The organism is Rhodococcus sp. DT1, from assembly GCF_049844875.1.
Taxonomy (GTDB): Bacteria; Actinomycetota; Actinomycetes; order Mycobacteriales; family Mycobacteriaceae; genus Rhodococcus.
On the sequence record NZ_JBNCLW010000002.1, the window covers coordinates 50,659 to 76,913 of the forward strand.

Below are 26,255 nucleotides of genomic sequence, written 5' to 3' on the forward strand. Positions count from 1 at the left end.
CTCAGAATACGATTCTTACACGGGTTCGGGTGGTTGCGAAACCCCTACGTTCGGAGGCGGCAGTGAAGGCAGAGGATCTGTTCCATTTCGGGATCGTCGCGGACGACCCGGGGGCGGCACGTGACGAGCTGTCGGAGCTGCTCGGTTACAGCTGGGGGCCGCAAGTGGGCGGTCTTGTACCTGTGAAACTCCCGACCGGCGACGCCGTGGTGACGCTCGAATGCTCCTATTCCGTCACGACGCCACGGATCGAAGTCGTTGCGAGCGTCCCCGGAACCATGTGGCAGGCGACCTCCGGGGTGCACCACCTCGGGTACTGGTCCGACGACGTCGATGCGGACTGTGCCGAACTCGAACGGCAGGGTTACTCCGTGGAGGCCACGCGGGACGCGCCCGGAGGTGGACTGTTCTTCGCGTTCGCGCGCAGCCGGACGGGGCTGCTCGTCGAACTCGTCACCCGCGCAGCCGAACCCGGGTTGTCGGGATGCTGGGCACCGCAACACTGAACGCCGGACACGACACCGCACTTACCAGGGGGCGAAAACTGTGACAACAGTCGGGATTGCGACCGGGGCCGGCCGGGGAATGGGATACGCGTGCGCGGCGCGGATGGTCGGCACGGTCGACACGCTGCTGCTCATCGATCTGGACGAGGCGACGGTGACCGCCGCGGCCGAGGGGTTGTCGACCGAACGGACCCGGGTCGAACCGTTCGTGCTCGACGTCACCGACGCCGACGGCCTCGCGCGACTCGCTCGTCGTGTCTCCGAACTCGGTACCCTCCGGTCGGTTGCGCATGCGGCCGGTATCTCGCCGACCATGGCCGATTGGCGCCGGATCTTCTCCGTCGATCTCGTCGGCACGGCTCTGCTCGCGGAAGCGTTGCGTCCGTTGGCGACCGCCGGTACCGCCTCGGTGTACTTCGCCTCGATGGCGCCGACCATCGGGCAGATCCACGCCTCTCCGGAGATCACGGCGGTGCTGTCGGACCCGCTCGCCGAGGACTTCCTCGATCGTGTGCGCGAATCGGTGGGTGAGGCGGTGGAGCACACCGGCGTCGCGTACGCGTGGGCGAAATACGGCGTGCAGCAGTTCGCGCGCGACGAAGCGGTTCGGCTCGGCGCCGTCGGAGCGCGGGCATGCTCGGTCTCGCCCGGCATGATCGACACGCCACAGGGCCGGCAGGAGGCGGAGCACAACGAACGAATCGGCGCGATGGTGAATATGACACCGCTCGGCAGGACCGGCGACGCCGACGAACTCGCCGCTGTCGTCGCGTTCCTGCTGTCCGACGATGCGGGATTCGTCAACGGCACCGACGTGCTCGTCGACGGCGGTGTGTGTGCCGCGAGTGCGCGACGACGAGCGGACGCATGAGCCCCACCATGGGGGTCGGCCTCCACTACGGTGGCACCGACACATCGATGCCCCTCGTGGGCCTCGCGCGTGCTGCGGAGGAGCGAGGATTCGAATCCCTGTTCGTTCCTGAACATTCCCACATACCGACAGCGCGGAACACACCGTTTCCGGGTGGCGGGCCGGTGCCCGACCATTACTTCGGTCTGTGGGATCCGCTCGTGGGATTGTCCTTCGTCGCGGCGTCGACGAATCTCGTCGTCGGAACGTGCACGGCGCTTCCCGGCGGGCACGACCCGATCTCGTATGCCAAGGCCGTGGCCACGCTCGACGTCATGTCGGGCGGCCGGCTGGTTCTCGGTGTCGGATTCGGCTGGAACAACGACGAGTTCGAGGACCACGGGTTCGATGCTCGGGACAAGTACGCGGTGGTCGAAGAGAAGATCGCTCTGATGAAGAGTGTGTGGACCGACGAGGAAGCGGCGTACGACGGTAAACATGTTCGGCTTTCTCCCAGCAGAGTCGGGCCGAAACCCCTGCAACGCCCGCATCCTCCGTTGCTGCTCGGTGTGCGCCCGGGCGCGGTGGGCTTTCGCAGGGTCGCCGCATGGGCGGACGGCTGGATCCCGATGGGGCACCACGTGGTCGACACGCTGGAGGGTGATCTGAAACAACTCCGCGAGGAGTGGGAGCGGGTCGGCCGCGACCCCGGCGACATCCGCGTGACCGTCCTGCAGGCGATCCGCCCCGACCTCGCCGACGTGCTCGAGCGATTCCGGCAGATGCCGGTCGACCGTGTCGTCGTCGACATTCCGAGCGCCGGTGACGAGGTGCTGCTTCCCGTCCTCGACCAGATCGCCGCAGGCGCCTTCTGACGGGCGCCCGTCTCGCATGTCGCCGGCCGGTTGTCACGCCGGTCGCAGTCCCCGGAGAAACAGTGTCACCGCTGCGCGCGTGTGTGATTCGATATCGGCCGGCGTGCGGATGATGCCGAACGACGCGAGACGGGCGGGTGCGCTCGTTGCCATACCGAGAAACAACTCGGCGAGCATCTCCGGATCGTCCGCGTCGACGGCGCCTTTCCCGGCATGGTGCCGCAGCAGGTCGGCGACGAGTTTCGTCCGGGGCCACGCGCCGCGTCCGTACGTCCGGCGTGCGATCTCGGGATAGCTGGAAGCGTGCGCGATCGCGACCTGTTCGAGACGAACCATCGACGGATCGAGCGCCCGCCGGAGCGCGGTCGTGGCGATCTCGGTCAGCGCGGCCTCGAGGTCGTCGAGTGGGGGCGCCGGCGGTTCGGGGAAGGGCCAGTCGGTGCGCTGCACCGCCCATCCCATGACCGATCGGAACACCGCCTCCTTGGTGGGGAAACGCGCATACAGCGAGGGTTTCGTCGTGCCGGCTGCGGCCGCGATGCCGTTCATGGACGTGCCTTCGTAGCCGTGTTCCAGAAACAGCTCGAGGGCGCTTTCCCGGATACGGCGATCGAGATCCGAGGCCTGTTCGGCTGTGGGGCGTCCGCCCTTGTTTCGCTTCGTGCCTTCGCCGGGGGCCGTGGAACTCGTCATATCCGCCAGTGTGCCAAAGCGATCCGGGCATAGACAGAAAACTTGACTCGTGGGTATGGTTACCGGAATCGCATACCGCCGGAGGGGAAATGTCACTTACGCAAGACAAGAACGATGTGATCGAAGCGATCGACGCGAAGTTTCAGGAGCGACGCCATCAGGTCCCTGTGCTGCATCAGCGCGCCGAGGCAGAAGGCATCACCGCCATCACGTCCCGCGAGGACATGGTTCCGTTGCTGTTCCCGCACACGACCTACAAGAGCTACCCGGAATCGCTCATCGCCAAGGGCCGCTGGTCGAGCATGAACCGCTGGATCGACTCGCTGTCGACGCACCGCGTGACCGAGGTCGACGTCACGGGCGTCTCCGACGTCGACGAGTGGATCGAGGCACTCGAGGCGGCCGGCCACCTCGTGTCCAGCTCGAGCGGGACGAGCGGCAAAGGTTCCTTCCTCAACAAGTCGGTCCGCGACCGCGAAGCCAACATGCAGAACATGATCGACGGGCTCACCGAACTCGGAATGCCGCCGGAACGCCGCTGGCACGTCATCCCCGTCGGACCCGATACCGGGCAGAGCGCACACGTCGCCATGCGCGACCTGATCATCGACAACTACCGCCGTCCCGACGGCATCCCGTTGTTCGAAGGCACTCCGCCGGTCGGTCACCACCGCTATATGGCCCGGCTGCAAGCCATGCGACGAGCCATGGCCGACGGCACCGCCACCCCGGACGACATCGCTGCGTTCGAGGCGGAGGCGCACGGGCGTGCGGCAGAACAGGAACGGCGCCTGCACCACTGGGCGGACCACATCCTTGCGCGGCCCACCGAGGAGATCTTCTTCAACGCCCAGTTCACACAGCTGTTCCGCCTGGTGGAAATCCTCCGGGAGAAGGGTGCCCGCGAAGGCAGCATTTCGGGCGCCAACGCACTGACGGTCGGCGGCGGACTCAAGGGCAGCACCCTGCCCGCGGATTACCAGGAGCAGATCTTCGGAATGCTCAATATCGCGCCCGAGCGGTTCTTCCACTACTACTCCATGCAGGAACTCAACCTCCGCATGCCACGGTGCCTCGGTGGGCGCTACCACGTTCCCGACGGACTCGTGCTGTTCGTACTCGACAAGGACGGCGAAAAACTCGCGGACGTCGTGGACGGAAGAGCCGAAGGCCGTGCAGCTTTCTTCGACCTGACCGTCGACGGACGTTGGGGCGGAACGATCTCCGGCGACCGCATCGTCGTCGAACAGGGGGTGTGCCCGTGCGGGCACGCCGGCGAGACGATTCTTCCCGATATCGCGCGATATTCGGACCTGGGCAACGACGACAAGATCACGTGCGCCGGAACCATGGATGCGTACGTCCGCGGCTTCATCGAACAGTGAGACGACCATGACCACAACTGCTTCCGCGCCGCCCGCGTCCACGATCCGGGTGCCGCACTTCGTCCGCGGTGAACTCGTCTGGGGGGAGGAGAGCGAATACCTTTCCCGCGACTTCGGTGTGCCGTTCGTGACCCCACGTCTCGAGTACAACGGCCTGTTCGCCCCACGCTCGGAGGTCGGACCCGCTTTCGACGTTCCGGTCTCGGAGATCATCGACTTCCTGGTCGAAACCGCGCAGTACCTGACTCTGGAGAAGAACGAGTACCTCCAGGAATCACTCGAGATGACGGTTCAGGTCAGCGCATTGCCCCGCCGGATCATCGAGAACACCTTCGCTCGCCCGGGACAGTTCCTCACCAGAGCGGCACTCGAATACCGGCTCGAACGGACCTTCGGGAGTCTCGACGTTCTCGACGGCTGGACCGAACGCACCGACCCGAACGGCAGCGTGAGCCGGGTTCGTGCGTTCCCTCCGCGACTGGTCCACATGATGGCCGGCAACTCTCCGAGCGCCGCGATGACCACGATCGCCGACGCGGCCCTGACGAAAGGCATCAACCTCTTCAAGATGCCGTCTGCCGATCCGTTCACCACCGTGGCCGTGCTGCGCACGATGGCTGATATCGCTCCCGATCATCCCGTGCTCCGTTCGATGTCCGCGGTGTACTGGCGAGGCGGTGACGAGGCCGTCGAAAACGTGCTCTACCGCTCGCAGTACTTCGACAAACTCGTCGCGTGGGGCGGTGGCTCTGCCATCGAGAACGCCGCGAAGTATGTGGGTCCGGGGTTCCAGCTGATCTCGTTCGACCCCAAGGTTTCCATGTCGATCGTCGGACGTGAGGCGTTCGAGTCGGAGGAGACACTGCGTGAGGTGGCCGAACTTGCCGCCCTCGACGCCACGATCTTCAACCAGGATGCGTGTCTCGCGGCCCGCCACATCTGTGTCGAAGGCGACGACGAGCAGGTGGACCGGTTCTGTGCGCTGCTGCACGAGCGACTGGGCGTGGACCGCGATTTCGCGGAAGCATTCGGGCCGAAGCCCGGCGCCGAAATCCGGGACGCGGTCGAGGGCATGCGATTCCTCGAACCCGAATACCGGGTATGGGGGACGTTCGACGGTAGTGGTCTCGTGGTGCGCTCCCCGGAGATGGTGGACTTCCACCCGACCGACAAGACGGTCAACGTCATCCCGGTCGCGGCGATGCGCGAGGCCGCGTCCTACGCCACAGTCGCGACGCAGACCGTCGGCGTCTACCCCGCGTCACGGAAGGCCGAGATCCGCGACCTCCTCGCCACTGCCGGGGTCCAGCGCATCGTGCGACTGGGCAGCGCCCTGAAGGGCAGCATGGGTGGACCCCACGACGGCATGTATCCGCTGCACCGTTTCGTCAACTGGGTGGTGGACGACGATGCCTGAACAGCGGTCGAGCGGGATGGCGCAACGGGTTCTCGGATCCTCGGGTATCCGTGTGAGCGAGTGGTGCCTGGGGACCATGACCTTCGGAACGGAATGGGGATTCGGTGCCGATGAGGCGACCAGTCGCGAGGTCTACGACGAATATCGGGCAGCCGGCGGAAATTTCGTCGACACCGCCAACAATTACACCAACGGTGCGAGCGAAGAGATCCTCGGCCGGTTGATCGCCCCCGAGCGCGATGCCGTGGTCGTGAGCACCAAGTACACACTGCCGACCGACCCGCACGACGCGAACTCCGGCGGGAGCAACCGCAAGAGTCTGCGGCGCAGTGTCGAGACGAGCTTGAGGAGGCTGGGCACCGACTACGTAGACATGCTGTGGGTGCACGCATGGGACCGCTGCACACCGGCGGAGGAAACTCTCCGCGCACTCGACGATCTGGTGCGTTCGGGAAAAGTGCTGGCCCTCGGCATTTCCAACACACCGGCATGGGTTGTCTCCCGGTCGGACGCGATCGCGGAACTCAGAGGATGGACGTCGTTCTGCGCGATGCAGATCGAGTACTCGCTCGTCGCGCGGACGCCGGAGCGGGAATTGCTGCCCATGGCGGACGAACTCGGGCTCGCGGTGAGTGCCTGGAGTCCCCTCGCCCGCGGCGCCCTGGCACGCGAGCACACCGACGAGAGCCTGGCTCGGCTGTCGGGCCGTGTGCGACGCGTGCTCGAGGTGACGCGCTCGATCGGACAGGAACTCGGGCACTCGCCGGCGCAGGTGGCGCTCGCATGGGTGAGGCACCGGGGACCGATGGTCTCGATCGGAGCCCGGACCGTTGCGCAACTGCGGGACAATCTCGGTGCCGCCTCGGTGGTGCTGAACGACGCGCACCTCGCGCAACTCGACGATGCGTCACGGATAACGTTGGGCTACCCGCACGACTTCCTCCATGAGCGCCGTGCGTTGCTCGCCCCGGATGCCTTGCCGCCGTTGGGTGCAACGAGGCAAGATTCGGAGGGCTCTGCGCGACGGCGGCACAGCGGTACCCGCCCGGGCGGACAGCAGACAGCATCGGCGGCGCGATAGCCGCGGCACTCGAAGACGACTGCGTTCTTCGACAACTCCCGGAAGGCAACATCATGGAGACGCTCGACCATTGGATCGGCGGCGCGGCAGTACCACCCGCCGGCGGTGAGTACCTCGCGGTCACCGATCCCGCGACCGGCCGGACCGTACGGCAGGTCGCGCGAGGTGATGCCGCCGACGTGGACGCAGCCGTGCGGGCCGCGGTGAAGGCGACCGCCCGATGGCTGGCCATTCCCGCGCTCTCTCGGGGGCGGCTTCTCGTCGATCTCGCCCGTGCGATGCGGGCCGACGCATCGGTCCTCGCGGCACTCGAGATCAGTGAAACCGGAAAGCCGGAGAAGGTCGCGCTCGCGGAGGTGGAGAATTCCGCGACTTATTTCGAGTTCTACGGCGGGCTCGTCGGCATGCCTGCGGGCGAAACCCTGGATGTGGCGCCCGACCAGCACGTGTTCACCATTCGTGAGCCGTTCGGTGTGATCGGCGTGATCACCCCGTGGAACCTTCCGCTCAACCAGTCCGCACGCGCGTGCGCTCCCGCCCTGGCGGCGGGAAACACGGTGGTTGTCAAGCCTTCCGAGAACACTTCCGCCTCCAGCGTGCGGCTCGCGCAGTTGGCCACCGAAGTGGGCTTCCCCGAGGGCGCCTTCACCGTGGTGCTCGGTACGGGGGCCGAAGCCGGGGCGGCGCTCGTCCATCATCCGGATGTCGCCAAGGTTGCCTTCACCGGTTCGGTGCCCACCGGACGCGTGATCGCCGGTATCGCGGCCGACCGGGTCATCCCGGCCACCCTCGAACTGGGCGGCAAATCCGCGAACATCGTGTTCGCCGACGCCGACATCGATGCGGCGGTGGCGGGAGCGGTGCAGGGTTTCACCGCGAATACGGGGCAGGTGTGCTCGGCCGGAACCCGCCTTCTCGTGCAGCGCGACGTGCACGACGAGGTGGTGACCCGACTGGTGGACGCGGTGTCCCGCATCCGCGTCGGCCACGACATGGGCCCCCTCATCACTCGAGACCAGTTCGAGAAGGTGCAGGAATACTTCAAGATCGCCGAATCGGAAGGTGCGCGTGTAGAAACCGGCGGCACGGTGTCGGCATTCGCCGCCGAATCCGGCGGCTTCTACATCGACCCCACCGTGTACAGCGGAGTAGACAACGCGATGCGCATCGCCCGGGAGGAGATCTTCGGTCCGGTGGTCGTGGTCATCCCGTTCGACACGGCGGACGAGGCGATCGCGATCGCCGACGACTCCGACTACGGGTTGGTCGCGGGCGTATGGACGAGGGACATTTCGCGTGCCCTCACCGTCAGCGGGCGCCTGCGCACCGGCCAGGTCTTCGTCAACACCTGGTCGACCGGGTCGGTGCAGACACCGTTCGGAGGCTGGAAGCACAGCGGGTACGGCCGCGAAAAGGGTGTGGAAGCGCTCCACCACTACGGCCAGGTCAAATGCGTCACAGTCAAACTCGATTCGGCCCGGCTCTGAAGCCGCCGGCCACGAAGGGATCACCGATGTCTCCAGAGGGCACCACCGTGCGGAGCGGCGTCGCCGCAGCACACGAGACGGTCTACAACGCCGGACTCACCGAACGCAGGGATGTGCTGGGCGACGAGTATGTCGATGCGGCGCTGACCCGCAACGCGGGCACGGACGGGGAAGCCCTCCAGGGCTACGTCAGCGAGTTCGTCTGGGGCGGTGTGTGGACTCGCGACGGCTTGGGACGGCGCGACCGGTCCCTCGTCACGGTGTCACTGCTCATCGCGCTCGGGCAGCACACCGAACTTGCGACCCATGTGCGCGCGGGACTCCGGAACGGGCTGACCCGCAGGGAGATATCCGAGGCGGTACTCCACGCCACCGCGTACGTCGGCGCGCCGGCGGGACTCGCCGCGATGCGGGTCGTCCAGGCGACACTCGTGGAACAACTGGGACCGCTCGACGCAGCGGAGTCCGGCACCTCCTCCGCCGAGGAGGCGACAGTATGAGTGCGACGTCGGTACGCCGCCTGGGGCACGTCGGTCTCGGTGCTATGGGCCGCCCGATCGCGCGCAACTTCGCGCGCAGCGTCCGGCCACTGGTGGTACGCGATGCCGACATCGACTCTCAGCAGCGTTTCGTCGACGAGCATTCCGGAGTCAGCGGTGCCGCGGGATTCGCCGACTTCTCCGACTGTGATGCCGTGATCCTGGTCCTGCCGACCAGCGACATCGTGGACGCCGTGGTGCTGGGTGAGGACGGCCTGCTCGCGCATCTCCGTCCGGGCGCCGTGCTGATCGATATGGGCTCGAGCGTGCCCACGCGCACACAACGCCTCGCCCGGATCGCCGGAGAGAAGGGGATTTCGGTCGTCGACGCGCCGGTCAGCGGCGGGGTGGCGAAGGCCGAACAGGCGGCCCTCGCCGTGATGGTCGGTGGTGACACCGCTGTTGTCGACAGGGTCCGCCCGTTGTTGCAGGAGACCGGACAGGAGATCATCCACGTCGGTGCGGTCGGTTCGGGACACGCGGCCAAGGCGCTCAACAACCTGCTGGCCGCGAACAATGTCCTCGTCGCGGCCGAAGCCTTGCTCGTGGGCAGGAAGTTCGGCATCGCGCCGGAAACCCTTCTCGCGGTGCTCAACGCGGGGAGCGGCCGCAATCAGGCCACCGAGACGAAGTACGAGAAGTTCGTGCTGTCGCGGACCTTCGATTCCGGATTCGCCGCCGCGTTGATGCGCAAGGACATCGGCATCGCGCTCGACCTGGCGCACGACCAGGGGATCGAGCCGGTGCTGGGAGAGGCCATCGGCCGAGTCTGGAATGCCGCGGTCGACGCCCTCGAACCGGGGGCAGACCAGACCGCGGTGGTGCGCTACCTCGAACAGGCACACGGCGTTTCGCTGGGAGACGCCGCGGCCGAGCAGAACTAGCGCGCCACGGAGACGGAGTAGGTCGTCAACGCAGGACGGTTCCGCCGTCCACGTTGACGACCTGCCCGTTGATCCAGGACCCGTCGTCGGACATCAGATACGCGACCATGCTCGACACATCGGCAGCTTCCCCGAGGCGGGTGCTGCGCGTGCGCGCGAGCATTCCGGCGAGCAGGTCGGGCGGCGCGCCTTCCCGGATCTCGTCGGTCAGGATCAGGCCCGGTGTCACCGCGTTGGCGCGGATGCCTTCGCGTCCCCACCGCGACGCGACATGGCGTGCGAGAGCGTTGATCCCCGCCTTCGTCGCAGAGTATGCAGGCCGTTGCGGATCACCGGTGAACGAGGCGATCGACGAGGTGTAGACGATGGCACCGCCTCCGCGTTCGAGCAGCAGGGGAACGGTGTGCCGCGTGACGAGCATGTGGCCGCGCAGATTGACGGCGACCGTGCGGTCCCACACGTCGAGGTCGATGCTCACCACGTCGGAATCCTTGGTGACGGCGGACATGTCGCCGGCGTTGATGTGGACCGCGTCGAGTCCGCCGTAACCGTCCACCGTCGACGCTACGAGGGCCCGCACGGAATCGTCGTCGGAGATGTCGAACTGCGCCGCGGTCGCCTCACCGCCTGTTGCGCGGATGGAGGCGGCGGTGCGCTCGGCTCCCTCCGCATCGATGTCGCCGACGACGACCCGGGCGCCTTCCCTGGCGAGGCGATGCGCGGAGTCGGCGCCGAGTCCGGTTGCGGCACCCGCGATCAGTACGACTTTGTCTTTCAATCCGTCCATATGAACATCCCTGCTTTTCGCGTCGGTCCAGAAAACCGGAAACCCGTGAATCCGAACCTACCTAGAGCAAGAACAAAGTTCTAGTGTGTGAGAACAATGTTTCCGTTTCGTCGGCGGGGGCCGGCGGTCGACGAAGAAGGCGAGAGTCCGTGACCGAAACCCAGGAACTGTTGATACCGAGCACCCACGCGCGCGCCCACCCGGACCGGCCCGCGATCGTCATGGCGTCCAGCGGAGAGACCGTGACCTACGCGCAACTCGAGGAGCGTTCGATCCGGTTCGCGCGAGCACTCCGATCCCGGGGACTGCGCCCCGGCGACCACATCGCGATCCTCATGGAGAACAACCGCCCGTTCCTCGAGATCTGCTGGGCAGCACAAAGATCAGGCCTGTACTACACGGCGATCAACCGGCATTTCAGGGCCGGTGAGGTCGAGCACGTGCTGAGCGACTGCGGTGCGGTCGCCCTCGTCAGCAGCGAGGGAATGGCCGAGGTGATCGAGAATCTCGACCTCGGTGCCATTCGGGTGCTCGTGTCGGCGAGCGGGTCGATCCCGGGATTCGAACACTACGGCGACGTGCTTCGCAGCGAGTCGGCCGAACCCCTCGAGGCCGAAATCGAGGGCCGGGAGATGCTGTACTCGGGTGGCACCACGGGCTTTCCGAAGGGCGTGCGCAAACCGTGGCCGGGCACGCCACTCGGTGATCCCTCGTGCGCACCCGTTCTCATCGCCCGTGGTCTTCTGCGCCACGGTCCGCGTCAGGACGTCGTCTATCTCTCGCCCGCTCCGCTGTATCATGCGTCGCCACTGGTCTTCTCGATGTCCTGGCATCGGCTCGGCGGCACTGTCGTCGTGATGGAGAACTTCGACGCGCGCACGTGTCTCGAGTTGATCGAGAAGTACCGGGTCACCGACGCGCAGTTCGTCCCCACCATGTTCGTGCGGTTGCTCAAACTGCCCGACGACATCCGCGCTCGGTACGACACGTCGAGCCTGCGGGAGGTCGTCCACGGTGCTGCCCCCTGCCCCGTCGCCGTCAAGCAGCAGATGATGCAGTGGTGGGGACCGATTATCCACGAGTACTACTCGGGTACAGAGGATGTGGGCGCGTCCGCGATCTCTCCCGAAGAGTGGCTGTCGCATCCCGGTTCGGTGGGCCGGCCGATGCAGGAGTGCCACATCGTGGGCGACGACGGTCGAGAGCTTCCCCCGGGGGAGGTAGGCGTGGTGTATTTCGCGGGCGGTCGAGCGTTCGAGTACCACAACGATCCCGAGAAAACCGCGTCCATCACCAACGAGCAGGGGTGGCGGACATTGGGCGACATGGGATATCTCGACGCCGAGGGCTACCTCTATCTCACCGATCGCCAGGCATTCATGATCATCTCGGGAGGGGTGAACATCTATCCGCAGGAGACAGAGAACCTCCTCGTCGGTCACCCCGCGGTGGTCGACGCCGCCGTGATCGGCGTTCCGGACGACGAAATGGGAGAAGCCGTCAAAGCTGTGGTCCAGTTGGCAGATCCGGCGTCGGCAAGCCCGGAACTCGAGTCCGAGCTCATCGACTTCTGCCGTAACGAGCTGGCTTCCTTCAAATGTCCTCGCACGGTGGACTTCGTCACGGAGCTTCCACGCGACCCCAACGGCAAGTTGTACAAGCGCCGACTACGCGACGGGTACTGGGCGGGACGCGAATCCCACGTCGTCTGACCGGGAGACGGACGCCGGGGCTACGCACCGAGTGCGTCGCCCCGGCGTCCGGGGCCGCGACTTACGTACGCGCGTCGATCGCGGTGTCGAGCACGCCCAGGTCGGCTCCGAGTTCGGCGACGGTCGCACGCACGACGGCAATGTCTTTCGACAGGAACTCGCCGACAGCGCTGCGGAACTCCGCGACGGAACCGCGCATCGCGATGTTGCCCATGACTTTGCACGACGAACTCGCGTGCGGAAGTGCCTCGAAGAGCGATTTCTCGTCGAGGCCGAGCCGGCGGCCGAGTTCTGCCGCCTCCGCCATCAGGCCGATCTCCGCCGCGAACAAGGCATTGTTGACCAGCTTGACCCGCTGGCCACTGCCGCTGGGTCCGACGTGGATGACCGGGTCACCATAACTCTTCAGCACCGGCGTCACGGCAGAGACGGCCTCGTCCGGGCCACCGACGAACAAGGTCAGCGCACCCGCCGCGATGTCGTGCGGTCCACCGCTGACCGCAGCGTCGACGACCGATACCCCGTACGGGGCCGCCTCGGCGGTCAACGTCTCGATGGAACGAGGGCTGATCGTCGTGTGGACGATCAGGGTCGAGCCCTGTGGCATACGAGCGAGCACTCCGTCGTCGAGACATACCTGCCGGACTTGGGCGTCGGTGAAGACGCAGACCGCGACGATGTCGGCGCCGTCGCCGATGTCGGAGATGTCCGCCACCGGCCGGGCCCCGGCCGACTCGAGAGCCGATCGGGTCTCCTCGTTGCGCGCCAGAGCCCGCACGTCGTGGCCGTTCGAGACGAGACGCCCCACCATGGGCAGGCCCATGCGGCCCGCGCCGACGAAATGCACTGTGGTCACCGCGGATACTCCATCATCTCGAGGGTGGCGTCGGCTGCGGTCAGCGCGGCGCCGGGGGTGACGCCGGCTGTGTCGGCGATCTCCGCGATGTGCCGCACATCCTTGCGCAGAAGTTCACCCGCGTGCTGCGCGATACGGTCGAGTGTCCCGCCTGCCGACACCACGCGTCCGAGGGCGAAGCTGTTCGCGGTGCCGTTCGCGACGACCTCACCCAGGCGCGCCGAATCGATCCCGAGGGCCGCACCGAGTTCGAGGGTGCTTGCCGCAGCGGACAGGTTCGCGGTGAACAACAGGTTGTTGAGGAGCTTGGTGACCTGGCCGGCTCCCACTTCGCCGAGATGCACGACAGGGTTGCCGTAGGTCGAGAACACCGGACGGCACTTCTCGACGGTCTCGGCATCGCCTCCGACCATGACGAGCAAAGTGCCTGCGGCCGCGCCCATTCCGCCGCCACTGACCGGCGCGTCGACGACCGAGACGCCGCGTGTGCCGGCGATCTCGGCGAGTTCCCTGCAGGTATCCGGGTGGATCGTGCTGTGGATCGCGATCACGGCGCCTTCACGGAGTCCTTCGAGGAGCCCGTTCTCTCCGGCGACGATCTGCCGGACGTCGTCGTCACCGACCACGCACAGGCACACCAGGTCGCTCACCGCGGCGAGCTTCGCCGGTGACTCGGCGTAGGTGGCGGCAGTGTCGGCGTACGGTTCGAGGGACGCGGGCCGGCGAGCCCACAGTGTGGTCTCGAAACCTGCTTCGACGATACGGCGGGCCATCGGCCCGCCCTGACTTCCGAGCCCGATGAATCCGACACGCATCACCGAACCTCCTTACCGTTCGTGGTGGTCATGACCTGAAATCCGCCGGCCGGGTGCGGCCCTCGATGCACTCCTCGAGGAACGAGATCACGCGACGGTGGTAGGCGGGCGCGGCGTAACCGATGCTCAGGTTGTGCCCACCCGACGGCTCTACCTGCACCTGCACGCGGGGTGCCTCCGTGAACATCGCCGCAACGTCGTCGAGAGCGGACGGGTCGTTGCGCCAGACCTTTTCGTACTCGGCCGCGGTGAAGTGCACCGGTACCCGGACCTCTGCGGCGAGTGCAGGGAAGTTCTCCTGGGGCCAGGACGCCGTCACGACGCCCTCGTACGCCGGGGTGGACGACGCGATCTTCGCGCCGCCGATGATGTCGGCCGGGTAGAGATCGGCCGGGGTCCAGAGCAGTTCGCCGACGCCGCGGGCGTTCGCGTACCGATCCTTGGTGCCGAAGATGTCGGCCGCGAGCGCGTGATGCTCGCGTCCGGTGCCCGACAGTTCGAGGCCGAGGATGTCGCCGTTGCGATCGTCGACTGCCATCCGAATCGTCAACTCGCTGCCGACGGAATGTCCCCAGAGGAACACACCGGCACCGCGCGATCCCGAGCCGAGGAAACCGTCGATCGCCGCAAACGCAAGCTCCACCCGGCGAGCGGGTTCGGACATGCCCTCGTGATGCGGGCGGGAAGACCCGTAACCCGGACGGTCGAGCGCCAGCACGGTGAATCCCTGCGCCACCGCCTCTCTCATCAGCGACAGTTCCGGATGGTCGGGGCAATCCCAGTACACGGACCGGGCGGCACCACCGTGCAGCGCGACGATCACGGCACGGGGTGCATCCGCCTCGATGAGGAGGCCGGACATCGGGATGCCCTCGACATCGACGACGCGAGAGACGGGTGAGACGCCTCCCGCGCCGTCGACGCGGGCCTCCTCGATCGGTGAGGTGCGGGGGTGAGCGGCCATCACGACTCGCTCCGGAGCAGCATCGCGCTGCCCGGGGTGAGCCCGCCGCTGCTGACGACGGCGACACGCGCATCGCGAACCTGCCGGTCGCCCGCGTCGCCGCGCAACTGTGTGACCGCTTCGTGGACGAGACCCATGCCGTGGGTGCGGCCGTGCGAGAGCTGGCCGCCGTGCGTGTTGAGAGGGAGGATGCCGTCGCGCGCGATGTTCTTTCCTCCGTCCAGGAAGTCCTTCGCTTCGCCGATCCCGCAGAAGCCCAGTGCTTCGATCCAGGACAGGGCGTTGAAGCTGAATCCGTCGTACAACTGGGCCACGTCGACGTCCTCCGGACGAAGCGAGGTGCGTGTCCACAGATGCGCTGCGGGCCCGAGGACCTGCGGTTCGTGCGTGAGGGTGCTCTGGTCCCACTCGATGCGCTCGACGATCTGGGTCCCGACCGCTTCGACGCGGATGGCAGGACGGGCGAGGTCGCGCGTCGTTTCGGCCGCGGAGACGATGACCGCGACGGCACCGTCGCACGGGACGTCGCAGTCGTAGAGCCCGAAGGGCGTGGTGACCGGGCGTGCGGACAGATAGTCGTCCATGGTCATCGGGTCGCGATAGATCGCGGTCGGGTTGAGTGCTGCATTCGCCCGCTGGTTCAACGCGATCCAGCCGAGGGTCTCGCGCGTCGTCCCGTAGCGATGGAAATGCCGCTGGGCGTTCTGGGCGAGTGTGTGTGCCGCAGAGCTTGCACCGAAGGGCATCATCCAGCTCGTGGTGCGTCCACCGGACGGGGTGATGTCGCCCGAGCGCATCATTTCGCTGTAGGTCGACTCCCACAACGTCCGGTAGCAGAGCACGTGGCGTGCGAGCCCACTCGCCACGGCGAGCATCGCGGCGATCACCGAGCCGCTGGGACCGGGGGTTTCGAGCCCACCGTTGAACCAGGTGGGGCGCAGGCCGAGCGCGGACTCGAGCGCGCCGATGCCGCCCTCGCCGAACCCGACCAGGGGCCCGGCACCCGGATAGGTCGACAGGCCGTCGATGTCGTCCATCGTCAGGCCGGCATCGGCCACGGCGCGCTCACAGGCTTCGACTGTAAGGGCGATCGGATTGACCATCATGCGGCGTCCGATGTCGGACATGCCGACGCCGCTGATGGCGACTTTGTCCTCGAACTTGTCCTGAGTGACAGGGGGACGGATGTGGAACCGGATCTGGTCCGGTTCGATCTCGTCCGTCGGCAGGGGAGCAGGGGGACCCTGCTCCGCTACCGGGCGGAACAACGGAAGCCAGACGTCACCGTCGGCTTCGAACACGACTTCCATGCGCATGCCGAGCTCGAGTTGCTCGGCATCACATTCCACCGTGTTGGTCGTGAGCCGCACCCGGGGGTCTTCCTCGAGTGCGACCTGCGCGATGACGAACGGCGTAGGGAGCCCGGGCAGACCGAAGCGGTGGTTGACCGTGAATCCGATGAGGGTGGCGTAACCCGAGACGACGCGCACCCCCATCTGTTTCCCCCGGCAGTAGCGGCAGATCGGCTGAGGAGGATGGATGAGAGCCGAGCACGACTCGCATTCCTGTATCCGCAGCAGGCCGTCCGCGCCTGATTTCCAGAAGAACTTGTTTTCCAGGGTCAGCTGGGGGAGGGGACGTCCGGAGGCTTTCGCCGGCGTGTCCTGTGTCCCTGCGTTCCCTGATTCCTGATCGACCACCGCTGTGTCAGCCACTTACCCGAGCATCCTTACTTCTTTGCCGTGATGGGTGCTGCGAGTTCCTGTTCGTCGATCAGGACCTGCAGCTTTTCCAGGGTCGCGTCGAGTCCGGGGCCGATCCGCTTGCCCGGCGTGAACGTTGCGGGCAGATGCCGCATGCCCTGGATGACTCCGATCGAGTCGTAGTGAACCGTGTTCTCCGCATCGCATGTGTAATCCGGCATGCGATCGAACACGGCGATCAACATCCGCTTGAACACCGTCCGTGCCAGGTTCGACCCGATGCAACGGTGCACACCCAGTCCGAAACTGAAGTGGCGGTTGCCCTTACGCTCGATGTCCACCGAGTTGGGCTCGTCGAACAGGGCCGGATCGCGGTTGGCCATCGCCCACGACAGCCAGACACGTTCGCCTTCTTTGACCTGCGCACCGCTGAACTCGCAGTCCGCAGAGAAGGTTCGTCCGTCACCGGGCGTCGGAGAGAAGTAGCGCAGGAACTCCTCGGTGGCGCTGTCGAGCAGGGCGTCGCGTTCGTCGCTGAGACGAGTGCGCTCGGTGGGGTTCTCGCCGAGCCATTCGAGTGCGTGCGCGGTCAGCGCGGTGGTGGTGTCGAAGCCGCCGCCGATGAGCAGGCTGAGGATGCCCAGCAACTCCATGTCGTCGGGCTTCTCGCCGAGCACCTCGACGTCGGCGATCGCGTTGATCAGGCCCGGGCGCGGTTTCTCCCGGATCTCGAACAGGTTGGTGAGCAGGTCGATACCCATGTTGCGGTGAAGCTCACCGATGCGTGCGATGTCGGGGGAATCCGGCGGGGTGTAGATGGCCGCGTGGACCGGCTCGCAGTAGACCTCCCACTTCTTGATCGGGATTCCGAGCATCGCCAGCGTGATGACGGCAGGCACGACGTTCGCGAGGTCGTCGACGAAATCGATTCGGCCGCTCTCGATCTTCTCGTCGAGGCTGGCCTGCACGACCTCGTCGATGATCGGGATCCACTTCTGGATCGCAGCAGGGGAGAGATACGGGTTGAGGAGTGCCCGGAATTCGCGGTGTTCCGGGTCGTCCATTTCGAGAATTCCGCCGCGCACGCCGGAGGCGCGCTCGGCGGTCGGGATCATGATGCCCTTGTACCCGCGACGAACGCCCTTGATGTCGTGGTCGTTCGACACATTGGGTGAACGGACGATGTTGAACACCTCGTCGCTACCCGCGGCGACCCAGTGGCCTCCGTGGGTGTCCGACCATGCCATGGGGCACTTCGACTGCATTTCCTCCGTGATCGGCAGGAAGTTCTCGCGGTACTCGGCGGCGTGCCGGTCGAAATTGAAGACCGGGGTGCGGTGGGAATTGTCGGCAACGACGTCGTCGACACTCATGGTTTCCTCTCTGACGCTTCGATGGACGGACTGTTCGAAACGTTGATGGTCAGGAGATCTGGATTGCCTGCTCGGGGCACGACCGCGCGGCTTCCCGCACGTTCTCCTCGAGGTGGGCGGGTACTTCCTCGACGACGGCTGTGGCATGACCGTCGATTTCGCTCAGTTCGAATACCTCCGGTGCCGCCATGGCGCACAGGGTGTGCCCTTGGCAGCGCTCGGGATCGACCTTCACCTTCACGATATTTCCTCCCGGTTGCGGTTGAAATTGGTTGGCGCCCGGATATTCCCACGACCACCGGGGAAAGTCCCGCGCACTGTGACGGTCAGATGTGGAAGTCGTACCACTTCAGGTACCCGCCACCGTCGACGCGCATCTGCATGCCCGTGACGTAGCGCGACTCGTCGGACGCGAGGAAGAGCACCATGTTGCTGGAGTCCTCGGGCTCGATGTACGGAATCGGCATGGCCTGCTGGACACCGAACACAGGCTCGGCGTCCGCGCGGGTCGGGTGCTCGAGGTCCGGGCGGAACGACCGGTACATGGGCTCGCTCTGCAGCATCTCGGTGTTGCAGTTCGTGGGATGCAGTGCGTTGACACGGATCTTGCGGGGTGCCAGATGGGTCGCCAGTTCGTGAACCAGCTGGGCGATGGCACGCTTGGAGAAGACGTACGCGACGCCGCCGAGATCCTTGCCGGGTACGTCGACCTTGGCTATGTCCATCAGGGCGGCGGTGGAACCGGTGGCGATGATGGAGCCGCCCTCGGTGAGATGCGGAAGCGCGGCGTGGATCGCGTTGAGCGTGCCGACCAGGTTGGTGTCGACGACATCGGCCCACGCCTGGGTCTGCGGCTCGCCCTTCATGCCGGCGACACCGGCCTGCGCGACGACGATGTCGACCTTGCCGAACTCGGCCAGCCCCTGCTCCAGGGCGGCTTTCACCTGCGCGGCCTCACGCACGTCGGCCTGGACGGCGACGATGCGCCGGCCTTCCTTCTCGACGAGCCGGACGGTCTCTTCGAGATCTTCCGGGGTCGCCATGGCGTACCCCATCGAATCGATGTTCCGGCAGATGTCGACAGCGATGATGTCGGCGCCTTCGGATGCGAGTTTGACTGCGTGACTACGGCCTTGACCACGAGCTGCGCCGGTGATAAACGCGACCTTGCCTTCAACACGTCCCACGGGAGAATCCTTTCGGAGGGGTATCGGCCGGGAGGATTCCGGCCGAGCGGAACCGGCACCTCGAGGGGCCGGAGTGGGTGTTCTAGGTGTTGCGTCCGCCGTTGACCCCGAGGATCTGCCCGGTGATGTAGCCGGCCTCTTCCGAGATCAGGAAGGAACATGCGGCGGCGATGTCCTCGGGGCGTCCTGCCCGCCGGACCGGTGTGCGCTGGATGTGGTCTTCGATGGTTCCGCCGAGCAGCCCCTTCTCCTCGGAGCGGCGCAGCATCGGAGTGTCCACGAAGCCCGGCGGTACGGCATTGACGGTGATGCCGCTGGGCCCGTATTCGAGCGCGAGGGATTTCGTGAGGCCGTTGACCGCTGCCTTGGACGAGACGTAGGCGGACATGAACTGCTGGCCCGACTGCGCGCTCGACGACGAGATGTTGACGATGCGTCCCCATCCGGCCTCGATCATGTCGGGCAACGCGGCCTGGACGCAGTGGAACACGCCTCCGAGATTCACCGCGACGACCTTCTGCCAGGTGTCGTAGTCGATGTTCTGAAAGCGCTTGTACAGCTCGAGTCCCGCGCCGTTGACGAGGATCGTGACGGGTCCGAGTTCCGCGCGGATCTCGGCGAACGCGGCCTCGACCTGCTCACGGTCGGACACGTCGACCTTGTACTCGAACTCGTCCCCGGTGGGGTTGAGATCGAGTACGGCGACCCGATGGCCGTCCTTGCGCAAGCGTTCGGCGATGGCGCGCCCGATTCCGGAACTGCCTCCGGTGACGACGGCTGTCCTCATGCCCATGCCTCGTCCCCGACGATGGTGGTGCGGCGCATCAGGCGCTCGGACGACGGATCGTAGGGAAGGGCGCGGTGCAGCATTCCGGTGTTGTCCCACACCACGAGGTCACCGACGGCCCATTCGTGCGAATAGCAGAAGCGTTCCTGCGTCGTCCACGCGAGCAGTTCGTCGAGGAGTTCGCGGCTTTCTTCGGGGCGCATCCCGACGATGTGATCGGCGGTGGCTCCGATGACCAGTGACCGCCGGCCGTCGCGACGTTCCCACACGAGTGAGGACTCGTGGGGTTTCAGTGCGCGCCACCGGGCGACCATCTCTTCCGGCGGGTCCGGATGGACGAGACGCTGAGCGGCTTCGAAGCTGTGCACGACGCGCAACCCCTCGTAGCGCTTCTTCTCCTGCTCGGGGAGATTCTCGTAGGCCGCGTACGTGCTGGCGAATTCGGTGCCACCGCCGACCATCGCCACGTGCCGGGCCGTGAGGGTGGTGGCTTTGGCGGGCACCTCGTTGGTGGTGTCGTCGATGTGCCAGTGGAACGTGCCCTTGAGGTACTCGGCCGACGGAGTCTTGGCCGGGTCCAGCGAGACGGTGAAGATCTCCTGTCCCGGTGCCGGTGTCACGACCTTGCCGAGCTTGCGGCTGAAGGCCAGCTGGGCGTCGTCGTCGAGGTTCAGCCCCCGGACCAGCAGGACGCCCCTCCACTTGAGTGCTTCGAGCAGCTGCGCAACGACGGTGTCGTCGTCGAGGCTGTCCAAGCCGGTCACTTCTACGCCCAGCGACGGACTGAGGGCTGTAGTCTGAATCACAAGAATCTCCCTTCCGGATGCGAGAACCATACTCTCGCGCAATTGCAGGTCGCAAGACCCGGACGAACGCCGCCACGACGGCGAATCCGAGTTGGGGCTCGTGGCGCAAATCACTTTCGGTCTATCTTCGCGGCTGGCCGGTTGCTAGAGTTCTCCCTCACAGAGTCAATAATTCTCATTGAAGAGAATGATGTTTTCATCCATGTGAGGAGACGGAATGTCAGTGCAGGACAACGGGTCGACCGCTGTGGCCGACGGCGCAACCTCGAACGGTGTGACGAAGCGCCTGCTCATCGACGGCGAGCTGGTCACCACCGATCGCACGTTCGCGTCCTACAACCCGGCGACCGGCGACATCGTCGGCCATGCTCCCGACGCCGGGGTGGAGGAAGCGGAAGCCGCCATCAAGGCAGCGCGTCGCGCATTCGACACGACCACGTGGTCGACCGATGTCGAATTCCGCGCCAAGTGCCTCGACCAGCTGTACCAAGCCCTGCGCGACAACGTCGAGGAGCTGCGCGAGCTGACCATCGCCGAGGTGGGTGCGCCGCGCATCCTGACCCACGGCAACCAGCTCGATGCCCCGATCGAGATCGTGAAGTACTACGCCGAACTCCTCCGGAACACACCGTTCACGGAAGAACTCGGCGAGGTCGAGTTCCGTGGACAGCCCCACCGTCGCTGGGTCGAGAAGGAAGCCGCCGGCGTCGTCGCGGCGATCGTCGCCTACAACTACCCGACACAGCTCGCGATGGCGAAGCTGCCGGCCGCGCTCGCCGCAGGCTGCACGGTGGTGCTCAAGGGCGCACCCGACACCCCGCTCGTCACGCAGGCACTCGCCGAGGTCATTGCCAACCACACCGACATCCCCGCGGGCGTGGTGAACATCCTGTCGTCGTCGCAGATCGCTCCCGGCGAATTGATGACCACCCACCCGGACGTCGACGTGGTCACCTTCACCGGCTCGACGCCGGTCGGCAAGAAGATCATGGCGGCGGCAGCCGACTCCCTCAAGCGGGTCTTCCTCGAACTCGGCGGCAAATCGGCACTCATCGTCCTCGACGACGCGGACGTCGCGACCGCCGCCCAGTTCGCGGCCTTCAGCATCTGCTCGCACGCGGGCCAGGGCTGTGCCCTCACCACTCGCCTGCTCGTGCCGCGGTCGAAGCACGACGAGATCGTCGCGCACGTCGCCGGTGTCATGCAGCACGTGCCGTTCGGTGATCCGTCGGACCCGAAGATCTACATGGGCCCGGTCATCAGCGAGAAGCAGCGCGAAAAGATCGACGCCATGGTCAAGCGCGCCGTCGACGAGGGCGCGACCCTCGTCACCGGCGGCGAGAAGGTGGATCCGGGCTGGTTCTACAAGCCGACCCTGCTCGCAAACGTGGACCCCGACAGCGAGATCGCGCAGGAAGAGGTGTTCGGACCGGTCCTGGCTGTCATCCCGTTCGACGACGACGACCACGCCGTCGAGATCGCCAACAACTCCAAGTACGGACTTTCCGGTGGCGTGCTCAGCGCGGACGACGAGCGAGGCATCGCCATCGGGCGTCGCATCCGGACCGGCACCTTCAGTGTCAACGGCGGCAACTACTTCAGCCCCGACGTCCCGTTCGGCGGTTACAAGCAGTCCGGTATCGGTCGCGAGATGGGCGCCGCGGGCCTGGCCGAGTTCCAGCAGCTGAAGGCATTCTCGGTGGTGGTCAAGTGAGGCCGCTCGAAGGAGTCCGTGTCGTCGAGGTCGCGATGTACGGCTTCGTCCCCTCGGCGGGCGCGGTGCTCGCCGAATGGGGCGCCGACGTCATCAAGATCGAGCATGCGGTCACCGGCGACCCGCAGCGCGGCCTCCGTCAGACCGGCACCATGCGCGTCGAGGGCGACCCGAACCCGAACGTCGAGCACGCCAACCGAGGCAAGCGCAGTCTCGGACTGGACATCTCGATTCCCGAAGGCCGCGAAGTGCTGCTCGACCTCGTACGCGGCGCCGACGTCTTCCTCACGAGTTTCCTGCCGAGGGTACGTACCAAGCTGAGCATCGATGTCGACGACATCCGTGCGGTGAACCCGAAGATCGTCTACGCGCGCGGCAGCGCACTCGGGCCTCGCGGTATCGAATCCGACAAGGGTGGCTACGACATGACGGCCTTCTGGGCCCGCGCCGGTGTCGCCGCGACCCTCACCCCGGCCGGAACGGAAGGGATGATCGCTCCTCCCGGACCCGCGTTCGGCGACACCATCTCCGGCACCAACCTCGCCGGTGGGATCGCCGCAGCGCTGTTCAAGCGTGAACGAACGGGTGAGCCGTCCGTGGTCGACGTCTCGCTCCTGAGCAGCGGCGTGTGGGCCATGGGCCACACGATCGCGCTGTCGGCGCACCTCGGCGTGCACATGGAGGCGCCGAAGGCCGGCGGGCACGGATCACCGCGTAACCCGTTGTCCGGTGTGTACGGGACGGCCGACGGCCGGTACGTGTCGTTCGTGATGCTCCAGCCCGGTCGCTTCTGGGCCGACGTGTGCCGGCACATCGACCGGCCGGACCTGATCGACGATCCGCGCTTCGCGAATGCGGAGGCGATCGGTGAGAACACCGCCGAGGCGGTCGCGATCCTCCGTGAGGTCATCGGCAGCAAGCCGCTCAGCGACTGGACTCAGCGTTTCGGCACCCTGTCGGGGCCGTGGGCGCCGATCCAGGACTCGCTCCAGGTGGTGAGCGACCCCCAGGTCCGGGCGAACGAGTACCTCATCAAGGCAGGGGAACTCGAACTCGTATCCAATCCCGTGCAGTTCGACGTCGCCGCTCCCGAAAGTGGCCCGGCGCCCGAGTTCGCTGCCCAGACCGAGGAGATTCTCCTCGAACTCGGGCTGGACTGGGAACGCATCATCGAACTCAAGACCGCGGGCGCAGTCACCTAGTTCGCAAGGAGGGATCATGCCCTACATCGCTTCGATCGGAACGTATCTGCCCTGCTGGGGATCGTCGGACAGCAGGGTCGCCGGTGACGACGAGGATGCCGTCACCCTCGCCGTCGAGGCCGGTCGTGCCGCACTCGAAGCGGGCGGATCCGCCGAGTACGTGGTCGTCGTGAGCCGGGACCTGCCGCTGATGGAGAGCAGCAACGCGGCGGTCCTGCTCGCGGGGCTCGGACTCGACCCCGAGCTCGAGGTGACCGAGCGTCTCGGTGGCGCACCGGCCGCACTCGACGCTCTGGGATCGGCTCGCCCCCGCACGCTCGTGATCGGCGTCGATATCGAACCTGCCGGGGCCGCAGCGGTACTGACGTCCGATCGCGGTCTGCAGGTTCGCACGGCTGCACGGGTCTCGCGCAGCCTGCCGGTGCGGACACGGAGTGCGTCCGGCGACATCCACGACTACGGCGATCCGCGGCTGCTCGCGAAGCGCGGCTACCTCGCCTCGCTGTCGACGGCGTGGGTGGAGTCCCCCGCGATCGTGGCCGGGGTGACGTCGTCGGAAACCGGCCGTCTCGCGGCGACGCGGAGGCTGGACCTGCCCACCACAGGGGCGAGTTCGGGTCTGTTCGCCCTCGCGGCCATGGCCGAAGCCGGCATCCCCGGGCCACTGGTCGGCGTGGAGCAGGCAAGCCTGTCGGGGCTGACGGTCGCCGACGGGGCGGTACAGGTGAACCGGCGGGAACGGCCGCCTCGGCCGAGACCGGCCTCCATCAGTACCGCCGAAGGGGAGATTCCGATATCCCTGGCCGCGTACGAACGAGCATTCGAGGCGAAAGTCCGCTGGGAGGCAGGTCGTTTCGCGGACAGTGAGACTCTCGACTTTCCGCCCCGCTACCGCGTCGACGCCGACGGAACGCTGAACACCGGGTATCTACTCGTCGATCTTCCCCGGACCGGGACGGTGTACACCGAGGTCACCGTGCACATCCCGGTTCCGGGCCTGAGTACGCCCTATTCGCTGGTCGTCGTCGAACTCGACGACGTCGGAGTCCGCGCGCTGGTGCGGGTTACCGGAGCCGAAGCCGGCACGGCCGACATCGGTGACCGCGGCAGGCTGGTGTTGCGCCGGGTCGCTGTGCGGTCGGGCGTCCCGGATTACGGCTATGCGTTCGAGCCCGACGATGTCGGTACGGATGCGGAGGAGGCGGCATGAGAAACGTCGCAATCGTCGGCGCAGGAATGACCCCGTTCGCCGAGCACTTTGCGCTGGGTATGCGGGATCTGCTCCCGATGGCGTACTCCGAATGCGCCGCGAGCGTCGACAAGGGGATCGACAAGTCCGACCTGCAGGCCGCGTGGTTCGGCTCGATGGGCACCACGGACGGATTTCCGTCCGGCATCCTGGCGGACACGCTCGGGTTGCCGGAACTGCCGGTCACGCGCGTCGAGAATTCCTGTGCCACCGGGCACGACACGATCCGCAACGCGATGTTCGGGATCGCCTCGGGGGCGTACGACATCGCCCTCGTCATGGGTGCCGACAAGATCCGTGAGACGGCGTCGAAGGGCATGTTGTGGGAATGGGAGGCGATGACCCGGGACATGGCGTGGGACTACCCACTGGGTCTCGCCCAAGCGGGCTTCGCACTCCACGTCCGGCGCTACCTGTACGAGTCCCCTGCCACCCGTGAGCACATGGCGATGGTGGCGGTGAAGAACCATCGCAACGGATTGACCAATCCGAAGGCCTGCCGGCGATTCGAACTGACTGTGGAAGAAGTGCTCGCCGCGGACACCACGGTCACGCCGTTCGGGGTCTACGACTGCGCGCCTCAGAGCGACGGTGCCGCCGCGCTCATCCTCGTCGCGGACGACGTGGTCGATCGCTTCACGGACCGTCCTGTGTGGATCCGCGGTACCGGACTCGGCCTCGACTCCGTGATGCACCAGCACAAAGGGGATCTCACCACGCTGCCGGCGACTCGGCGTGCCGCGAAGCAGGCGTTCGCCGCGGCCGGGCTCGGTCCGGCGGACGTGGACGTCGCGGAGGTCCACGACTACTTCACCGGCATCGAACTCATCAGTTACGAGGATCTCGGTTTCGCGGAGAAATTCGAAGCGTTCAAGTTGCTGGAGTCCGGGGCCACCGATATCGGCGGTTCCCTTCCCGTGAACCCCAGTGGGGGTCTCAATACGAAGGGTCACCCACCCGGCGCGTCGGGGGTGGCGCAGTGTGTCGAACTCTTCGAGCAACTACGGGGACAGGCCGTCAATCAGGTCGATGGAGCGCGAATCGGACTTGCGCACAATGTCGGAGGTCCGACAGCGGTTGCCGCCGTGACGATTCTGGAGGGGCCCGCAACTCGATAATCTCTGCCACCCGGACAGCCCGCGCCCACGCCACGTGGGTGTGGGCTGTTCGACGTTGCACGACTGTCTCGCTTCGACGTGTGTCGGCCGAATATGTTGCAGCACTGCAAGATTGCCGTTCTGTATTCTTTGCACACCATTCACCTTTCTAGTGAATCCGTATTGCCGTGCTCACAAACAAGACTTAATGTGTGGGTCATCACATGGAGTGCTCGGGTGGGTCTTGTTCTGTGTCGCCGCGTCCCACGGCTCCGGCAGCACGATG

General features: G+C 66.2%; 25 protein-coding genes. 14 read left to right on the forward strand and 11 right to left on the reverse strand.

The window, feature by feature from the left end; genetic code table 11:
- Positions 1–62: 62 nt before the first annotated feature.
- From ACLQ3J_RS04565 to ACLQ3J_RS04575, 3 genes are read left to right on the forward strand one after another with little or no spacing between them, the layout of a single operon-like run.
- Positions 63–506: a VOC family protein gene (locus ACLQ3J_RS04565; RefSeq protein WP_425902319.1), complete on the forward strand. Its 444-nt coding sequence runs from the start codon at positions 63–65 to the stop codon at positions 504–506.
- Positions 507–546: 40 nt separating this feature from the next.
- Positions 547–1,377: an SDR family oxidoreductase gene (locus ACLQ3J_RS04570; RefSeq protein ID WP_425902320.1), complete on the forward strand. Its 831-nt coding sequence runs from the start codon at positions 547–549 to the stop codon at positions 1,375–1,377.
- On the forward strand, positions 1,374–2,231 hold the full coding sequence (locus ACLQ3J_RS04575; RefSeq protein ID WP_425902321.1) for a TIGR03619 family F420-dependent LLM class oxidoreductase: 858 nt from the start codon (positions 1,374–1,376) through the stop codon (positions 2,229–2,231). The genes ACLQ3J_RS04570 and ACLQ3J_RS04575 overlap by 4 nt, the downstream gene beginning before the upstream one ends.
- 33 nt (positions 2,232–2,264) lie before the next feature.
- Here ACLQ3J_RS04575 and ACLQ3J_RS04580 read toward each other — a convergent pair whose 3' ends face one another.
- Positions 2,265–2,924: a TetR/AcrR family transcriptional regulator gene (locus ACLQ3J_RS04580; protein WP_169622033.1), complete on the reverse strand. Its 660-nt coding sequence runs from the start codon at positions 2,922–2,924 to the stop codon at positions 2,265–2,267.
- 89 nt (positions 2,925–3,013) lie between these two features.
- On the opposite strand from ACLQ3J_RS04580, the gene ACLQ3J_RS04585 reads away from it, so the two are divergent.
- From ACLQ3J_RS04585 to ACLQ3J_RS04610, 6 genes are read left to right on the forward strand one after another with little or no spacing between them, the layout of a single operon-like run.
- Entirely contained in the window at positions 3,014–4,309 is a 1,296-nt protein-coding gene (locus tag ACLQ3J_RS04585) for a hypothetical protein (RefSeq protein WP_425902322.1), read from the forward strand.
- Between the two features lie 7 nt (positions 4,310–4,316).
- On the forward strand, positions 4,317–5,726 hold the full coding sequence (locus tag ACLQ3J_RS04590; RefSeq protein WP_422425076.1) for an acyl-CoA reductase: 1,410 nt from the start codon (positions 4,317–4,319) through the stop codon (positions 5,724–5,726).
- Entirely contained in the window at positions 5,719–6,807 is a 1,089-nt protein-coding gene (locus ACLQ3J_RS04595; RefSeq protein WP_378529009.1) for an aldo/keto reductase, read from the forward strand. The genes ACLQ3J_RS04590 and ACLQ3J_RS04595 overlap by 8 nt, the downstream gene beginning before the upstream one ends.
- A 53-nt stretch (positions 6,808–6,860) precedes the next feature.
- Complete coding sequence (locus tag ACLQ3J_RS04600) at positions 6,861–8,294, forward strand: aldehyde dehydrogenase family protein (RefSeq protein WP_378529008.1); 1,434 nt, start codon at positions 6,861–6,863, stop codon at positions 8,292–8,294.
- A 26-nt stretch (positions 8,295–8,320) separates the two neighbouring features.
- Positions 8,321–8,794, forward strand: a complete 474-nt coding sequence (locus ACLQ3J_RS04605) for a carboxymuconolactone decarboxylase family protein (protein ID WP_425902325.1) — start codon at positions 8,321–8,323, stop codon at positions 8,792–8,794.
- Positions 8,791–9,717: an NAD(P)-dependent oxidoreductase gene (locus ACLQ3J_RS04610; protein ID WP_422425079.1), complete on the forward strand. Its 927-nt coding sequence runs from the start codon at positions 8,791–8,793 to the stop codon at positions 9,715–9,717. Before ACLQ3J_RS04605 ends, ACLQ3J_RS04610 begins: the two co-directional genes overlap by 4 nt.
- A 25-nt stretch (positions 9,718–9,742) precedes the next feature.
- Here ACLQ3J_RS04610 and ACLQ3J_RS04615 read toward each other — a convergent pair whose 3' ends face one another.
- Positions 9,743–10,504: an SDR family NAD(P)-dependent oxidoreductase gene (locus ACLQ3J_RS04615; RefSeq protein ID WP_169622038.1), complete on the reverse strand. Its 762-nt coding sequence runs from the start codon at positions 10,502–10,504 to the stop codon at positions 9,743–9,745.
- A 149-nt stretch (positions 10,505–10,653) separates the two neighbouring features.
- On the opposite strand from ACLQ3J_RS04615, the gene ACLQ3J_RS04620 reads away from it, so the two are divergent.
- Complete coding sequence (locus tag ACLQ3J_RS04620) at positions 10,654–12,216, forward strand: acyl-CoA synthetase (protein WP_378529006.1); 1,563 nt, start codon at positions 10,654–10,656, stop codon at positions 12,214–12,216.
- 61 nt (positions 12,217–12,277) lie between these two features.
- Here the strand turns inward: ACLQ3J_RS04620 and ACLQ3J_RS04625 are convergent, their stop codons facing one another.
- The 9 genes from ACLQ3J_RS04625 to ACLQ3J_RS04665 form a co-directional block, all read right to left on the reverse strand.
- On the reverse strand, positions 12,278–13,072 hold the full coding sequence (locus tag ACLQ3J_RS04625) for an NAD(P)-dependent oxidoreductase (RefSeq protein ID WP_169622039.1): 795 nt from the start codon (positions 13,070–13,072) through the stop codon (positions 12,278–12,280).
- A complete protein-coding gene (locus tag ACLQ3J_RS04630; protein WP_169651535.1) occupies positions 13,069–13,887 on the reverse strand; it encodes an NAD(P)-dependent oxidoreductase in 819 nt (272 codons plus the stop codon). Before ACLQ3J_RS04630 ends, ACLQ3J_RS04625 begins: the two co-directional genes overlap by 4 nt.
- Positions 13,888–13,915: 28 nt before the next feature.
- The gene (locus ACLQ3J_RS04635) at positions 13,916–14,851 is read right to left on the reverse strand and encodes an alpha/beta hydrolase (protein ID WP_425902328.1); all 936 of its coding nucleotides are present in this window, start codon (positions 14,849–14,851) and stop codon (positions 13,916–13,918) included.
- Complete coding sequence (locus ACLQ3J_RS04640) at positions 14,851–16,551, reverse strand: thiolase C-terminal domain-containing protein (protein ID WP_425902737.1); 1,701 nt, start codon at positions 16,549–16,551, stop codon at positions 14,851–14,853. The genes ACLQ3J_RS04635 and ACLQ3J_RS04640 overlap by 1 nt, the downstream gene beginning before the upstream one ends.
- A 29-nt stretch (positions 16,552–16,580) precedes the next feature.
- The gene (locus ACLQ3J_RS04645; RefSeq protein WP_425902329.1) at positions 16,581–17,927 is read right to left on the reverse strand and encodes a cytochrome P450; all 1,347 of its coding nucleotides are present in this window, start codon (positions 17,925–17,927) and stop codon (positions 16,581–16,583) included.
- 49 nt (positions 17,928–17,976) lie between these two features.
- On the reverse strand, positions 17,977–18,168 hold the full coding sequence (locus ACLQ3J_RS04650; protein WP_169622043.1) for a ferredoxin: 192 nt from the start codon (positions 18,166–18,168) through the stop codon (positions 17,977–17,979).
- A gap of 85 nt (positions 18,169–18,253) precedes the next feature.
- Positions 18,254–19,114 (reverse strand): mycofactocin-coupled SDR family oxidoreductase, encoded by an 861-nt coding sequence (locus ACLQ3J_RS04655; protein WP_425902330.1) that lies wholly within the window; start codon positions 19,112–19,114, stop codon positions 18,254–18,256.
- A gap of 82 nt (positions 19,115–19,196) precedes the next feature.
- Positions 19,197–19,901, reverse strand: a complete 705-nt coding sequence (locus ACLQ3J_RS04660; RefSeq protein WP_169622191.1) for an SDR family NAD(P)-dependent oxidoreductase — start codon at positions 19,899–19,901, stop codon at positions 19,197–19,199.
- On the reverse strand, positions 19,898–20,707 hold the full coding sequence (locus tag ACLQ3J_RS04665) for a TauD/TfdA dioxygenase family protein (protein WP_169622045.1): 810 nt from the start codon (positions 20,705–20,707) through the stop codon (positions 19,898–19,900). The genes ACLQ3J_RS04660 and ACLQ3J_RS04665 overlap by 4 nt, the downstream gene beginning before the upstream one ends.
- Positions 20,708–20,924: 217 nt before the next feature.
- Between ACLQ3J_RS04665 and ACLQ3J_RS04670 the strand changes: the two genes are divergently transcribed.
- Genes ACLQ3J_RS04670 through ACLQ3J_RS04685 form a run of 4 tightly spaced genes read left to right on the forward strand, consistent with a single transcriptional unit; the run spans position 20,925 to position 25,990 of the window.
- The gene (locus ACLQ3J_RS04670) at positions 20,925–22,421 is read left to right on the forward strand and encodes an aldehyde dehydrogenase family protein (protein WP_169622046.1); all 1,497 of its coding nucleotides are present in this window, start codon (positions 20,925–20,927) and stop codon (positions 22,419–22,421) included.
- Positions 22,418–23,623 carry a CoA transferase gene (locus tag ACLQ3J_RS04675; protein WP_169651531.1) on the forward strand — a complete coding sequence of 402 codons (1,206 nt, stop codon included), beginning with the start codon at positions 22,418–22,420 and terminating at the stop codon, positions 23,621–23,623. The genes ACLQ3J_RS04670 and ACLQ3J_RS04675 overlap by 4 nt, the downstream gene beginning before the upstream one ends.
- A 16-nt stretch (positions 23,624–23,639) precedes the next feature.
- Positions 23,640–24,833, forward strand: a complete 1,194-nt coding sequence (locus ACLQ3J_RS04680) for an OB-fold domain-containing protein (protein WP_425902332.1) — start codon at positions 23,640–23,642, stop codon at positions 24,831–24,833.
- A complete protein-coding gene (locus ACLQ3J_RS04685) occupies positions 24,830–25,990 on the forward strand; it encodes a thiolase C-terminal domain-containing protein (protein WP_425902333.1) in 1,161 nt (386 codons plus the stop codon). Before ACLQ3J_RS04680 ends, ACLQ3J_RS04685 begins: the two co-directional genes overlap by 4 nt.
- Positions 25,991–26,255: the final 265 nt, after the last annotated feature.

Excerpts from the sequence above, each read along its gene's own strand:
- ACLQ3J_RS04575 (WP_425902321.1), top strand. The coding sequence starts at position 1,374 with ATGAGCCCCACCATGGGGGTCGGCCTCCACTACGGTGGCACCGACACA.
- ACLQ3J_RS04580 (WP_169622033.1), bottom strand. The coding sequence starts at position 2,924 with ATGACGAGTTCCACGGCCCCCGGCGAAGGCACGAAGCGAAACAAGGGC.
- ACLQ3J_RS04585 (WP_425902322.1), top strand. The coding sequence starts at position 3,014 with ATGTCACTTACGCAAGACAAGAACGATGTGATCGAAGCGATCGACGCG.
- ACLQ3J_RS04590 (WP_422425076.1), top strand. The coding sequence starts at position 4,317 with ATGACCACAACTGCTTCCGCGCCGCCCGCGTCCACGATCCGGGTGCCG.
- ACLQ3J_RS04595 (WP_378529009.1), top strand. The coding sequence starts at position 5,719 with ATGCCTGAACAGCGGTCGAGCGGGATGGCGCAACGGGTTCTCGGATCC.
- ACLQ3J_RS04600 (WP_378529008.1), top strand. The coding sequence starts at position 6,861 with ATGGAGACGCTCGACCATTGGATCGGCGGCGCGGCAGTACCACCCGCC.
- ACLQ3J_RS04605 (WP_425902325.1), top strand. The coding sequence starts at position 8,321 with ATGTCTCCAGAGGGCACCACCGTGCGGAGCGGCGTCGCCGCAGCACAC.
- ACLQ3J_RS04610 (WP_422425079.1), top strand. The coding sequence starts at position 8,791 with ATGAGTGCGACGTCGGTACGCCGCCTGGGGCACGTCGGTCTCGGTGCT.
- ACLQ3J_RS04615 (WP_169622038.1), bottom strand. The coding sequence starts at position 10,504 with ATGGACGGATTGAAAGACAAAGTCGTACTGATCGCGGGTGCCGCAACC.
- ACLQ3J_RS04630 (WP_169651535.1), bottom strand. The coding sequence starts at position 13,887 with ATGCGTGTCGGATTCATCGGGCTCGGAAGTCAGGGCGGGCCGATGGCC.
- ACLQ3J_RS04635 (WP_425902328.1), bottom strand. The coding sequence starts at position 14,851 with ATGGCCGCTCACCCCCGCACCTCACCGATCGAGGAGGCCCGCGTCGAC.
- ACLQ3J_RS04645 (WP_425902329.1), bottom strand. The coding sequence starts at position 17,927 with ATGAGTGTCGACGACGTCGTTGCCGACAATTCCCACCGCACCCCGGTC.
- ACLQ3J_RS04660 (WP_169622191.1), bottom strand. The coding sequence starts at position 19,901 with ATGAGGACAGCCGTCGTCACCGGAGGCAGTTCCGGAATCGGGCGCGCC.
- ACLQ3J_RS04670 (WP_169622046.1), top strand. The coding sequence starts at position 20,925 with ATGTCAGTGCAGGACAACGGGTCGACCGCTGTGGCCGACGGCGCAACC.
- ACLQ3J_RS04680 (WP_425902332.1), top strand. The coding sequence starts at position 23,640 with ATGCCCTACATCGCTTCGATCGGAACGTATCTGCCCTGCTGGGGATCG.
- ACLQ3J_RS04685 (WP_425902333.1), top strand. The coding sequence starts at position 24,830 with ATGAGAAACGTCGCAATCGTCGGCGCAGGAATGACCCCGTTCGCCGAG.